This is a genomic window from Paractinoplanes rhizophilus (genome assembly GCF_042664765.1).
Classification (GTDB): domain Bacteria; phylum Actinomycetota; class Actinomycetes; order Mycobacteriales; family Micromonosporaceae; genus Actinoplanes; species Actinoplanes rhizophilus.
On the sequence record NZ_JBHTBJ010000002.1, the window covers coordinates 1 to 11876 of the forward strand.

12 protein-coding genes and 1 pseudogene are annotated in these 11876 nt (G+C 71.4%); 7 read left to right on the forward strand and 6 right to left on the reverse strand.

Translation table 11 applies throughout. The features are described from left to right. The 5 genes and pseudogenes from ACFQS1_RS40640 to ACFQS1_RS03950 form a co-directional block, all read left to right on the forward strand. A pseudogene (locus ACFQS1_RS40640) lies at positions 1–97 on the forward strand (IS982 family transposase); the annotation flags it as partial. 40 nt (positions 98–137) lie between these two features. Next, positions 138–884 carry a helix-turn-helix domain-containing protein gene (locus ACFQS1_RS03935; RefSeq protein ID WP_378964645.1) on the forward strand — a complete coding sequence of 249 codons (747 nt, stop codon included), beginning with the start codon at positions 138–140 and terminating at the stop codon, positions 882–884. A 67-nt stretch (positions 885–951) separates the two neighbouring features. Beyond that, a complete protein-coding gene (locus ACFQS1_RS03940) occupies positions 952–1707 on the forward strand; it encodes an SDR family oxidoreductase (protein ID WP_378964646.1) in 756 nt (251 codons plus the stop codon). Then, positions 1697–2362, forward strand: coding sequence for a G/U mismatch-specific DNA glycosylase (gene mug, locus ACFQS1_RS03945; protein ID WP_378964647.1), 666 nt, complete (start codon positions 1697–1699; stop codon positions 2360–2362). The genes ACFQS1_RS03940 and mug overlap by 11 nt, the downstream gene beginning before the upstream one ends. Before the next feature lie 6 nt (positions 2363–2368). Continuing rightward, positions 2369–2926, forward strand: a complete 558-nt coding sequence (locus ACFQS1_RS03950) for a TIGR03086 family metal-binding protein (protein ID WP_378964648.1) — start codon at positions 2369–2371, stop codon at positions 2924–2926. A gap of 92 nt (positions 2927–3018) precedes the next feature. Here the strand turns inward: ACFQS1_RS03950 and ACFQS1_RS03955 are convergent, their stop codons facing one another. The 4 genes from ACFQS1_RS03955 to ACFQS1_RS03970 form a co-directional block, all read right to left on the reverse strand. After that, positions 3019–4971, reverse strand: a complete 1953-nt coding sequence (locus ACFQS1_RS03955; protein WP_378964649.1) for an ABC transporter ATP-binding protein — start codon at positions 4969–4971, stop codon at positions 3019–3021. Between the two features lie 80 nt (positions 4972–5051). After that, positions 5052–5852, reverse strand: coding sequence for an enoyl-CoA hydratase/isomerase family protein (locus ACFQS1_RS03960; protein ID WP_378964650.1), 801 nt, complete (start codon positions 5850–5852; stop codon positions 5052–5054). Beyond that, positions 5849–6076, reverse strand: coding sequence for a helix-turn-helix domain-containing protein (locus tag ACFQS1_RS03965; RefSeq protein WP_014441759.1), 228 nt, complete (start codon positions 6074–6076; stop codon positions 5849–5851). The genes ACFQS1_RS03960 and ACFQS1_RS03965 overlap by 4 nt, the downstream gene beginning before the upstream one ends. A gap of 452 nt (positions 6077–6528) precedes the next feature. Beyond that, positions 6529–8133, reverse strand: a complete 1605-nt coding sequence (locus tag ACFQS1_RS03970) for an ABC-F family ATP-binding cassette domain-containing protein (RefSeq protein WP_378964652.1) — start codon at positions 8131–8133, stop codon at positions 6529–6531. Positions 8134–8332: 199 nt separating this feature from the next. Between ACFQS1_RS03970 and ypfJ the strand changes: the two genes are divergently transcribed. Further along, positions 8333–9268: a KPN_02809 family neutral zinc metallopeptidase gene (ypfJ, locus tag ACFQS1_RS03975; RefSeq protein ID WP_378964653.1), complete on the forward strand. Its 936-nt coding sequence runs from the start codon at positions 8333–8335 to the stop codon at positions 9266–9268. Here ypfJ and ACFQS1_RS03980 read toward each other — a convergent pair. After that, positions 9265–9897, reverse strand: a complete 633-nt coding sequence (locus ACFQS1_RS03980) for an acVLRF1 family peptidyl-tRNA hydrolase (RefSeq protein ID WP_378964654.1) — start codon at positions 9895–9897, stop codon at positions 9265–9267. The two genes, ypfJ and ACFQS1_RS03980, sit on opposite strands and share 4 nt — an antisense overlap. 32 nt (positions 9898–9929) lie before the next feature. Between ACFQS1_RS03980 and ACFQS1_RS03985 the strand changes: the two genes are divergently transcribed. After that, a complete protein-coding gene (locus ACFQS1_RS03985; protein ID WP_378964655.1) occupies positions 9930–10607 on the forward strand; it encodes a DNA alkylation repair protein in 678 nt (225 codons plus the stop codon). A gap of 560 nt (positions 10608–11167) precedes the next feature. Here the strand turns inward: ACFQS1_RS03985 and ACFQS1_RS03990 are convergent. Further along, positions 11168–11761 (reverse strand): LysE family transporter, encoded by a 594-nt coding sequence (locus ACFQS1_RS03990; RefSeq protein ID WP_378964656.1) that lies wholly within the window; start codon positions 11759–11761, stop codon positions 11168–11170. Positions 11762–11876: the final 115 nt, after the last annotated feature.

The following is an 11876-nucleotide window of genomic DNA, read 5'->3' on the forward strand; positions in this document are numbered from 1 at the left end:
CATCGCCCAACGCCTACTCGCCATGACCGCCGCGATCTGGCACAACCACAAAACCGGCCAACCGGTCACCCGCAGCCTGATCGCCTACGACCACTGACCCAGCTCAACCCAGTCATCACTCGTCTAGGCTCCGATCCATGGGCGACGTGGGAGTGTTGCTGCGGTCCTGGCGGACGCAGCGGCGGATGAGCCAGCTCGAGCTGTCGTCGCGGGCCGGGGTGTCGGCGCGGCACCTGTCGTTCGTGGAGACCGGTCGCGCGCGGCCGACCCGCGACATGATCCTGCGCCTCGCCTCGCGGCTGGACGTGCCGCTGCGAAAGCAGAACGAGCTGCTGCTGGCCGGCGGATTCGCGCCGGCCTGGGCGGAGTCCGCACTGGGCGGCGCGGCCCTCGCCGACGTGCTGTCCTCGCTGCGCGACGTCCTGCGGGGTCACTCGCCCTATCCGGCGGTGCTGATCGACCGGCACTGGACGATGATCGACGCCAACGACGCGGTGGCGGCGCTGGTCGAGGGGTGCGCCCCCGAGCTGCTCGAGCCGCCGGTCAACGTGCTGCGGCTCTCGCTGCACCCGGACGGGATGGCGCCACGCATCCGCAACCTCGCCGAGTGGCGCACGCACGTGCTGCACCGGCTCGACGAGCAGGCCGCGCACACGGCCGATCCGGTGCTGCGCGAGCTGCACGCGGAGCTGGCGGCGTATCCCGGCGGGCTCGCGGCCGAGCGGCCGGACGGGCTGGTGGTGCCGCTGCGCTTCGACGACCTCGCGTTCTTCAGCATCACGTCGATGCTGGGCACGCCGCTCGACGTCACCCTGGCCGAGCTCGCCATCGAGTCGTTCCTGCCCGCCGATGCCGCCACCGCGGCGGCCCTGCGCCGCCGCTGAGCGAGCCGTCGCGGCGGGCCCTCCGCCGCCGCTGAGCGAGCCGTCGCCGAATGGCAGGATCGAGCGCATGGATCTCGGACTCGACGGTCGCGTCTACATCATCACCGGGGGCTCGCGCGGGCTGGGCTACGCCACCGCGCGCTCGCTCGTCGCGGACGGGGCGCGCGTGGTGCTCTCCTCCCGCGACCCGGGCCAGGTCGGGGCCGCCGCCGAATCGCTCGGTCGCGCGGCGGCCGGGGTGGCCGCCGACCTGACCGACGCCGATACGCCGGCGTTGCTGGTGGACGCGGCCAGGGCGCGGTTCGGGCGGCTCGACGGCGCGCTGGTCTCGGTCGGCGGCCCGGCGCACGGAACCGCTGCCGCGATGACCGACGAGCAGTGGCGGTCGGCGTTCGAGACCGTCTTCCTCGGTTCGGTGCGGGCGATGCGGGTCTTCGCCGGAGCGCTCCCCGCGGGCGGTGCGATCGGCGTCGTGCTGTCCACGACGGTGAAGACCCCCAGCCCCGGTCTGGGCCTGTCGAACGGCCTGCGGCCGGGCCTGGCGATGGCCGCGAAGGACATGGCCGACGAGTACGGCCCGCGCGGCGTCCGGATCGTCGGCCTGCTGCCGGGCCGGGTCATGACCGACCGCAACAAGGAGTTGATGGCGGCCACCGGCGACCCCGAGGCGGCCTCGGCCAGGGCGGCCGAGTCGATCCCGCTGCGCCGCCTCGCCGAGCCGGACGAGTTCGGCAAGGTCGCGGCGTTCGTGCTCTCCCCCGCCGCGAGCTACCTGACCGGGCTCGTGCTCCCCGTGGACGGCGGGGCGCTGCGTGCCCTCTGACGACTCCCCGCGGCCGGCCGGCACCTCCCCGCCGCCCACCAGCGCCTCCCCGCGACCCGCTGGCGGCTTCGCGCGGGCCGCCGGCGGCTTCGCGCGGCCCACCGCGGCCGAGGTGGCCGCCGCGGGCGGCAAGACGATTCCCGACCTGGTCGGGCCCGGCCTGCGGGTGCTCTTCTCCGGGATCAACCCGAGCCTGTACTCGGCCGCGACCGGCCACCACTTCGCGCGGCCCGGCAACCGCTTCTGGCCGGCGCTGCACCGCTCCGGCTTCACGCCGCGGCTGCTGCACCCGTCCGAGCAGTTCGAGCTGCCCGCGATGGGCCTGGGCATCACCAATGTCGTCGCCCGGGCGACCGCGCGGGCCGACGAGCTCGCCCCGGCCGAGCTGGTGGCGGGCGGCGCGATCCTGGCCGCGCTGGCGGCCCGGTGGCGCCCGCGATACCTGGCCGTCCTCGGCGTGACCGCGTACCGCACCGCCTTCGCCCGCCGCACCGCCGCGATCGGCCCACAGGGCGAGAGGATCGGCGGCGTGCCGGTGTGGGTGCTGCCCAACCCGAGCGGCCTCAACGCGCACTTCCAGCTGGACGACCTGGCCGCCGAGTTCGCCCGCCTGCTGGCCGCCGTCGATGGCGCCGACCCGGCTCCGCTACCGTGACGGGTCATGACGACCAGGATCAGCGAGCTGTTGGCAGCCGCCGCCGAGCGGACCGTCCCGGTGGTTCAGGGCATCGACGACAAGCAACTCGGCAACCCCACCCCCTGCACCGAGTACCAGGTGCGTGACCTGCTCAACCACCTCTTCCAGGGCGTGGTGAACTTCCAGGCGCTGGCCGCCAAGCAGCCCGTCGACTGGGCCGCCACCCCCGACTTCCTCGACGGCGACTGGCGCTCCCGGTTCGCCGAGGAGACCGGCAAGATGGTCGAGGCGTGGTCCGACCCGGCCGCGATCGAGGGGGACAACCCCGCCATGGGCATGCCGCAGGAGCTCGTGGCCAATCTGGCCCTGGTCGACCTGACCGTGCACGGCTGGGACCTTTCCGAGGGCACCGGCCGGCCCTACACGCCGTCCCCCGAGGTGGTGGCCGCCATCGGCCCGTTCACCGAGCAGATGGCGCCGATGGGCCGCGAGATGGGCGCCTTCGCCGAGATGACCGACTTCCCGCCGGACGCCGACGACTTCGTCCGCCTGCTCGCCCACACCGGCCGCAAGGCCGCCTGACGCCGCCCGCACCCGTCTCTGCGCCGCCCGCATCCGCTCCCGCGCCGCGGGCGCTCGGCGGGCCCGACGCGTCGCTCAGCGCGCGACACCGGTCAGGGTTCGACCGAGCCGGCCGGGACGGTGACGATCTCGACGTCGCCCTCCTCGAACGGCGGGACCTCGGGTGAGGCCGCGACCGCGAACTGCGTGCGATACAGCTCGGCGTACAGCCCGCCCGCGGCGACCAGCTCCTCATGCCGGCCGCGCTCGACGATCCGGCCCTGGTCGAGCACCAGGATCTGGTCGGCGTCGCGCACCGTGGAGAGACGGTGGGCGATCACCAGCGCGGTCCGGCCCTGCAGGGCCGCCGCGAGCGCCCGCTGCACGGCCGCCTCCGACTCGCTGTCGAGGTGGGCGGTGGCCTCGTCCATGATCACGATCGACGGGTGCTTGAGCAGCAACCGGGCGATCGCTATCCGCTGCTTCTCGCCGCCGGAGAAGCGATACCCCCGCTCCCCCACGATCGTCTCGAGGCCGTCGGGCAGGGCGCGCACCAGGTCGGCGACCTGCGCCCCGGCCAGCGCCGCCCACATCTCGTCCTCGGTGGCGTCGGGCTTGGCGTACCGCAGGTTTTCCGCGATGGTCTCGTGAAACAGGTGCGAGTCCTGGGTTACCACGCCGATCGTGTCGCGCAGCGAGCTCAGCGTCGCGTCGCGCACGTCGACCCCGCCGACGAGCACCGCGCCCTCGGTCACGTCGTACACCCGCGACACCAGCATCGACGTCGTCGACTTGCCGGCGCCGGACGGCCCGACCAGCGCGACCATCTGCCCGGGCTCGACGGTGAAGTCGACGCCCTTGAGCACCGGCTCGCTCTCGGTGCGGTCGAGGGTGGCCACGTCCTCCAGGGTCGCCAGCGACACCTCGCTCGCGCTCGGATAGCGGAAACGCACGTCGCGGAACTCGACCCGGCCCGCGCCCGCCGGGATGTCGACCGCCTCCGGCTTCTCGGCGATGCCGGGCTCGAGGTCGAGCACCTCGAAGACCCGGTCGAACGAGACCAGCGCGCTCATCACGTCGACCCGCACGTTGCTCAGCGCGGTCAGCGGCCCGTACAAGCGGGTCAGCAGCAGCGCGAGCGTGACGACCGTGCCGGCGGTGACGCTGCCGGTGACCGCGAGCCAGCCGCCCAGCCCGTACGTCAGGGCCTGGGCCAGCGACGCGACCAGCAGCATCGCCACGAAGAACGTGCGGGAGAACATCGCCTGCTGCACGCCGATGTCGCGTACTCGCTCGGCCCGCGCGGCGAAGCGCCCGGCCTCCTCGTCGGGGCGGCCGAACAGCTTGACCAGCAGCGCGCCCGAGACGTTGAACCGCTCGGTCATCGTCGCGTTCATCTTGGCGTCGAGGTTGTACGACTCGCGGGTGATCTCGGCGAGCCGCTTGCCGACCCGGCGGGCCGGGATGATGAAGACCGGCAGCAGCGCGAGTGACAGCGCGGTGATCTGCCAGGACAGGCTGAACATGACCGCGGCGGTGAGCAGGAGCTGGATGACGTTGCTGACCACGCCGGAGAGCGTCGAGGTGAACGCGCGCTGGGCCCCGATCACGTCGTTGTTGAGCCGGCTGACCAGGGCGCCCGTCTGGGTGCGGGTGAAGAACTGCAGCGGCATGCGCTGGACGTGGTCGTACACCCGGGTGCGCAGGTCGACGATGATACCCTCGCCGATCCGGGCCGAATACCACCGCTGGGCGAGCGAGAGCAGCGCGTCGACGACCGCGAGCACCGCGATGGCCAGGGCGAGGCGGACGACCACGCCGGCCGCGCCGTCGCCGCCGCCGGTGATCGCGTTGACCACGTGGCCGGCGAGCAGCGGGGTGGCCACCCCGATGAGCGCGTCGAAGACGACGGTGATCAAGAAGACCGTGATGTCGCGGCGATAGGGACGGGCGAAGCGCAGAATCCGGCGGGTCGTGCCGCGGCTCAGGTTGTGCTGGGTGACCCGATCGGAATTCTGGATCGAGCGCAGCATGCTCCAGCTGGACATTGCTGGTGAAGGGCCCATCGGTTCACCTCCCGGGCTGTCGTTACGGCGGGCAGGTGACACTATGCCCGGCGGGTACGACAACCCGGGACTACCTTGATTTACTCCCCGGCGCCGAGGAGGTCGCGAATGCGGCGGGTCTGCGCCTCCCGTTCGGCTCGGTCCTGATCCGCATAAGATCGTTGGCCGATCCCGCTGAACAGGCCCTTTATCTCGGGAACCGCGCCGTCGGGGGCGTTCAGAATGGCCGCCGAGAGATCGGCGACGGCGGCGTCCAGCTCGGCCGCGGGCACCACCGCGGTGGCCAGGCCGATCCGGTCGGCCTCGTCGGCCGGAATGCGACGGCCCGTGACGCAGATCTCCAGCGCCCGGGACGGGCCGACCAGCTCGGCCAGCCGTTTGGTGCCGCCCAGATCGGGCACCAGGCCGAGCGTCACCTCCGCCATCGAGAACCGCGCGTCGTCGGCGAGAACGCGCATGTCACAGTTCAGAGCGAGCTGAAATCCGGCGCCGATGGCATGTCCGTGCACCGCGGCGATCGTCACGATCGACGGGTTACGCAACCAGGTGAACGCGGACTGGAAGCCGGCAATGCGATCCGCGCACTCGGCCGGCGACAACTGTGCGAGAGTGGTCAGAGAAGAATCGCCGGCGCCGCGTGCGACCGACAGATCCAGGCCCGCGGAAAACGCGCGTCCCGCACCGCGCACAATGACGACTCGCACGTCGCCTGGTAATTTCCGGGAAATGTTCGCGAGCTCGGCCCACATCGCGGGAGTCTGCGCATTGAGCACCTCGGGCCGGCACAACGTCACCGTTGCGACCGGCCCGTCCAGGTCGTAGCGAACTCCCGCCTCGTCGGCAGGAACGGCACTACCGGGCTCGACGTTGTCCGGCGTCACGCCTTCTTGCGCCGGCGAGCGCCGCCGCGCTGGCGAAGCTGCACGCCCGACTCGGTGAGCACGCGGTGCACGAATCCGTAGGAACGCCCGGTCGAGGCCGCGAGCGCGCGAATGCTCTCGCCGGAGGTGTAACGCTTGACCAGATCCTTGGCCAGTGACTGACGCTCGCTGCCGACGATTCGGCGACCCTTCTCAGTGCTGGTGGCTGTGCCCGTGGCTGCCATGTTGAATCCTCACGTCCCAGACTGTGCGGTTCGATACGGTCCCACCTATTAGACCGCCTCCAACGATCATGCGCTAGGTATCCTGGCTTAGCCAACGTGCCCATTTAGCACTGTCAGGAACTTGACGCTGACCACCGGCATCAATGTCAGACACTTAACAGACGTTAGGGCTGGCGATTTTCCGACCACTCGGTAGGTAGCCGGGCGCCTCGCCCCAAGACCATCGATCACCTGCGGAAACATGTGATCGAGGACCCACGGTGACGAGACATGACGCACCGTCGATGTGACGAACACGCACCGCCGTGATCACAAGTGTGCCAACTTTGCCCCGCCCCGACCGATGTCCGGGGTGCCCGCAAACGCCCGAACGTCGCACTGTCTGTGTGGGCACCAGTTGACAAGAGACGATCGATCGGGCAGGGCCCGCCGACTCGACCCGGCGACCGGGCTCAGGCCAGCTCGACGAGCTCCAGCAGGTCGTCGCTCCACGCGTCCTCGTCGCCGTCGGGAAGCAGGATCGCACGGTCCGGCTTAAGTGCCTGCACCGCCCCCGCGTCGTGGGTGACCAGCACAATCGCGCCCGGGTAGTTGGCGATCGCGTCCAGCACCTGCTCGCGGCTGACCGGGTCGAGGTTGTTGGTGGGCTCGTCGAGCAGCAACACGTTGGCGCCCGAGCAGACCAGCGTGGCCAGCGCCAAGCGGGTCTTCTCGCCGCCGGAGAGGACGCCGGCCGGCTTGTCGACGTCGTCGCCGGAGAAGAGGAACGCGCCGAGGATCTTGCGCAGATCGGTGTCGGTCTGGTCGGCGGCGGCGCTGCGCATGTGCTCGAGCACGGTGCGGTCCACGTCCAGCGTCTCGTGCTCCTGGGCGTAATAGCCCAGCCGCAGCCCGTGGCCCGGCCGCACCTCGCCGGTGTCCGGGTCGAGCAGCCCGCCGAGGATGCGCAGCAGCGTGGTCTTGCCGGCGCCGTTGAGGCCGAGGATCGCGACGCGGGAGCCACGGTCGACCGCGACGTCGACGTCGGTGAAGATCTCCAGGCTGCCGTACGACTTCGACAGCCCCGACGCGGTGAGCGGCGTCTTGCCGCACGCCGCCGGCTTGGGGAAGCGCACCTTGGCCACCTTGTCGGAGACCCGGACCTCCTCCAGCCCGCCGAGCAGCTTCTCGGCGCGGCGCGCCATGTTCTGCGCCGCGACCGTCTTGGTGGCCTTGGCCCGCATCTTGTCGGCCTGGGCCATCAGGGCACCGGCCTTCTTCTCGGCGTTGGCCCGCTCGCGGCGGCGCCGGCGCTCGTCGGTCTCGCGCTGCTCGAGGTACTTCTTCCAGCCGACGTTGTAGATGTCGACCACCGAGCGGTTGGCGTCGAGGTACCAGACCTTGTTGACCGCGGCCTCGAGCAGTTCGACGTCGTGGCTGATCACCACGAGGCCGCCTTTGTGCTGCGCCATGTAGCCGCGCAGCCAGGCGATCGAGTCCTGGTCGAGGTGGTTGGTGGGCTCGTCGAGCAGCAGGATGCCCTTGCCGTTCTGCCCCGAGTCGGCGAACAGGATGCGGGCGAGCTCGATCCGGCGGCGCTGACCGCCGGAAAGGGTGCCGATGGTCTGGGCCAGGGCCCGGTCGGGCAGGCCCAGGTTGGCGCAGATGCGGGCGGCCTCGGCCTCGGCGGCGTAGCCACCCAGGGCGGCGAACCGGTCCTCCAGGTTGCCGTACCGGCGGACCAGCTTGTCGTCGGCGCTCTCCTCGAGCTCGATCTCGAGCTTCTGCATCTCGGCGAGGATGGTGTCGAGCCCGCGGGCGGAGAGCACCCGGTCGCGGCCGGTGACGTTCAGGTCACCCGTACGCGGATCCTGCGGAAGGTAACCCACCTCGCTGGTGCGATCCACGGCCCCGGCGTAGGGGATGCCCTCCCCGGCCAGCACCTTGAGGGTGGTGGTCTTGCCGGCGCCGTTGCGGCCGACCAGGCCGATCCGGTCGCCGGGCTGCACCCGCAGGGTGACCGGGGACAGCAGGATCCGGGCGCCGGCACGCAGTTCGAGTCCGGTGGCGGTGATCATCTGAACGCTCGCTCTCGAGAGGAAGAAGGCTGACTCCGGGCACACGTAGGCGCCGGCCACTTAATGGTCGGCGCGGGGCAGGTCAGCCTTCGCAGAGCAGCACTCCGCCATACTACCGGGCAGGCGGTCGGACCTCCCACCCGATTACATATCAAGATCAACGGGTATCCGTGGCGCAACCCGCGTCAGTGAGGATGAGATGGAACTCAACGAGAACGCTGACATCGACACCAGTCAGGTCGAGGACCAGCGCGGATCGGGTGGCGGTGGTGGCGGCGGCTTCGGCGGCCTGCCCATCCCGATCGGCGGTGGCGGCATCGTCGGCCTCATCATCACCGTCGTCCTGCTCGTGGCCGGCGGATACTTCGGCGTCAACCAGCTCGGCGGGGGCGGCTCCGCCGACAACTCCAACATCCAGCAGGAGTGCGCCGACAAGAGCGCGGCGAAGACGAAGCTGGACTGCCGGAACGTGCTCTACATCAACTCCATCCAGGCGTTCTGGAAACAGGCCGAGCCCCAATACTTCGGCAAGCAGTACCAGCCGGCCAAGACGGTGCTCTTCGCCAACCGGGTGAGCACCGGCTGCGGCGCGGCCGACTCGGGCACCGGCCCGTTCTACTGCCCGGCCGACGACCGGGTGTACATCGACCTCACCTTCTACCAGCTGCTCGCCCAGCAGCTCGGCGCGCCCGGCGAGTTCGCCCAGCCGTACGTGCTGGCCCACGAGTACGGCCACCACATCCAGGACCTGGTCGGCACCGAGGCCAAGATGCGCCGGGCGCAGCAGAGCGCGTCCTCGGAGGCGGAGCAGAACCTGCTGTCGGTGAAGCTGGAGCTGCAGGCCGACTGCTACGCCGGCGTCTGGGCCAACCACGCGACCGAGACCAAGACGTCAAGCGGCCAGCCGATCTTCAAGAGCATCACCGACCAGGACATCCAGGAGGGCCTGGACACCGCCAAGCAGATCGGCGACGACACCCTGCAGCAGCGGTCCGGCCAGCAGATCAACCCGGCCGAGTTCACCCACGGCACCTCGGCCGACCGGCAGAAGTGGTTCAAGCGCGGCTTCGACTCGGGCAATCCGGTCGAGGCGTGCGACACGTTCGCCGCGGGCGCGGTGAAGCCCGGCGACTAAGACTCTTTTATCAGCACGGACACCGCCCGGCCCCCGGCGATCGCGGACACCAGCACCGCGTGCCGGGGCTCGGGCACGTCCAGGAAGCGCTCGGCGCGCAAGCTCACCAGCGGGGCCAGGGTGGGTGCCGCGAGAATCGCGTCGACCGCGGACCGGTCGCCGCCCGTGACGAGCACGGCCATTTCCCGTACGCGTGGGAGAAGGATGCGTCCCACGATGCCGGCGCCGTCGGCAGCCGCCGCTTTCGCCTGGTTGTCCCGCCGGCGCGCGAAACGCTGCTGCGACCAGCCACCCGCCGCCGTCCGCCCCTGGACGTAGTGGGTCTCCACCTTGGACGCGACCAGCTCGGCGCCCTCGGCGATGCCCACCGCGACCGCTCCCTTGCGCGCGAGCAGCAGCCCGATCCGCCGGGGAGCCTGGGCCGCCCGGATCAGCTCGGCCATGGTCCCGACCGGCGGCGCCCCCGGAGGCGTGCGCCATTCCGCCGAGGCGCCGTCCGCGGCGATCAACATCAAACCCTTTTCCGTGTACGGCCCGTGCCGGCTCGCGAAGTTCTCCAGCCACCGGGGCACCCGCTCCGGCGCGACATCGACCCATTTCCCGCCGCCCGCGGCCTCGCGCTCGCCCATTCTTGTCACCCTACGGTGGCATGCTGTCGGTCGTGACGGACCTGGCAGGCACCCTCCTCACCCGCCTCGACGCCGACTTCGCCGTGCGCCGCGATCCCGAGCGCGCGGCGGCGATGGCGGCCTACATGCGCGACCAGTTCGAGTTCTTCGGCCTGCCCGCACCCGCGGTTCGCGCGGTCGAGCGCTCGGCGTTCGCCGGACTCCCCCGGCCCACGCCCGCCGACTTGCGCGCCGTCGCGCTCGCGTGCTGGGAGCGGGAGGAGCGCGAGTTCCAGTACGCAGCCTGCGACTACCTGCGCAAGTTCGTCTCCGTGGCCGGCCCGGAGTTCGTCCCGGTGCTGCGCACCCTGATCACGACGAAATCCTGGTGGGACACGGTGGATCCGCTGGCCACCCGGGTCACCGGCGATCTCGTGCGGGCCTGCCCGTCGCTGGTCGAGACCGTGGACGCCTGGTCGGCCGACGAAAACATGTGGCTGGTCCGCACCGCCCTGCTGTTCCAGCTTCACTACGGTGTCGAGACCGACACCGAGCGGCTCTTCGAGTACTGCACCCGCCAGGCCGGGCATCCCGACTTCTTCGTGCGCAAGGCGATCGGCTGGGCACTGCGCCACTACGCCCGCACCGACCCGTCGGCGGTGCGGGCGTTCGTGGAGACGACACCGGCCTTGTCCGGGCTCTCGAGACGAGAGGCGCTGAAGCACCTGTAGGCACCTCCGGACCCAGGGTCGCCGCCGCGCCACGCACGCCGGTCGCGTCGCCCGACTTCCCGCCGACCCGCTGGCCCGCTAATGCCCGCTGGCCGGCCGACCCGCCGACCCGCTGGCCCGCTAATGGCCGCTGGCCGACTGGCCGGCTGGCCGACTGGCCGGCTGGCCGACTGGCCGACTGGCCGGCTGGCCGACTGGCCGGCTGGCCGACTGGCGGCTGGCCGCTGGCCGGCTGGCCCGAAGGCTTGGTGAGTATCCGTTCGCGGCGCGCGCCAACTCTTCACGCTTCGCCGCGCGCCGGAACCTGGCGCCGGAAATAGGGTGATAAGCCCGGCACCAGGCGCGGGGAGTCTCGCGATGCGGCCCCCACGCTCCGGTAGTCGGGACGGTCCGGCATCATGCGGGACGCTTTCGGGCGGCCGCCGCCACACTGTGGGAACTGAGGAAACGCTGTGCCGGCGCGAGGGCCAGACCCCCATCGCGACCACGCTCTCGAGCATGGCGCGCCCATCCAGCCATCCACTACGCCGCGACCGACCGGCCGACCGCGCGACGAAATGTCAATGGAGGAGGTGGATGGCGAGGATGGCGATCACCGCCGCGGAGACCAGGGCGGTGATCATGCGGCCGCGCTCGCCGGTGAGGAGGCGGCCGATCAAGGAGCCGCCGCCCGCGATCAGCAGTTGCCAGCTGGCCGAGGCCAGGAAGGCGCCGATCACGAACCAGGCCCCGCCGCCCTCGCCGGAGCGGCCGAGCACCAGCGCGGCGAAATAGATGACGGTGGCCGGGTTGAGCAGGGTCAGCGCCAGCACGCCGGTGAAGGCGCGCAGCGGCGTCGCCGGTCGTTCCGGCCGGGCCGTCCCGGGCTTGCGGAAGGCGCTGCGCGCGGTCAGCACGGCCAGCCCGAGCAGCACCGCGGCGGCGGCCCAGCGCAGCGGCGTCGCGATCGGCGCGACCAGGCCCGCCACGGCGGCGCCGCCCACGACCGCGATCAGCGCGTAGATGCCGTCGGCGGTGGCCGCGCCCATGCCCGCGGCCGCACCGACCCGCAACGAGGTGCGGGCGCTGAGGCCGGCGATCAGGACGCCGATGGCGCCCACGGGCACGGCGACGCCGTAGCCGGCGATGACGCCGGCCAAAAACGGCGCGCTCACGACAGCTGCTGGCGGACCGACCCTCCCATGACCGGCGTCGCCTGCTGTCGGGCGGCCCGATCGGCCGCGGCGACAGAGACGAGCGGATGCTTCAGCAGCGTGGTCATGCGGACCA

Coding starts and splice junctions, on each gene's coding strand:
- ypfJ (WP_378964653.1), top strand. CDS start 8,333: ATGGAACTCAACGAGAACGCTGACATCGACACCAGTCAGGTCGAGGAC.
- ACFQS1_RS03940 (WP_378964646.1), top strand. CDS start 952: ATGGATCTCGGACTCGACGGTCGCGTCTACATCATCACCGGGGGCTCG.
- ACFQS1_RS03935 (WP_378964645.1), top strand. CDS start 138: ATGGGCGACGTGGGAGTGTTGCTGCGGTCCTGGCGGACGCAGCGGCGG.
- ACFQS1_RS03955 (WP_378964649.1), bottom strand. CDS start 4,971: ATGGGCCCTTCACCAGCAATGTCCAGCTGGAGCATGCTGCGCTCGATC.
- ACFQS1_RS03980 (WP_378964654.1), bottom strand. CDS start 9,897: ATGGGCGAGCGCGAGGCCGCGGGCGGCGGGAAATGGGTCGATGTCGCG.
- ACFQS1_RS03950 (WP_378964648.1), top strand. CDS start 2,369: ATGACGACCAGGATCAGCGAGCTGTTGGCAGCCGCCGCCGAGCGGACC.
- ACFQS1_RS03970 (WP_378964652.1), bottom strand. CDS start 8,133: ATGATCACCGCCACCGGACTCGAACTGCGTGCCGGCGCCCGGATCCTG.
- ACFQS1_RS03965 (WP_014441759.1), bottom strand. CDS start 6,076: ATGGCAGCCACGGGCACAGCCACCAGCACTGAGAAGGGTCGCCGAATC.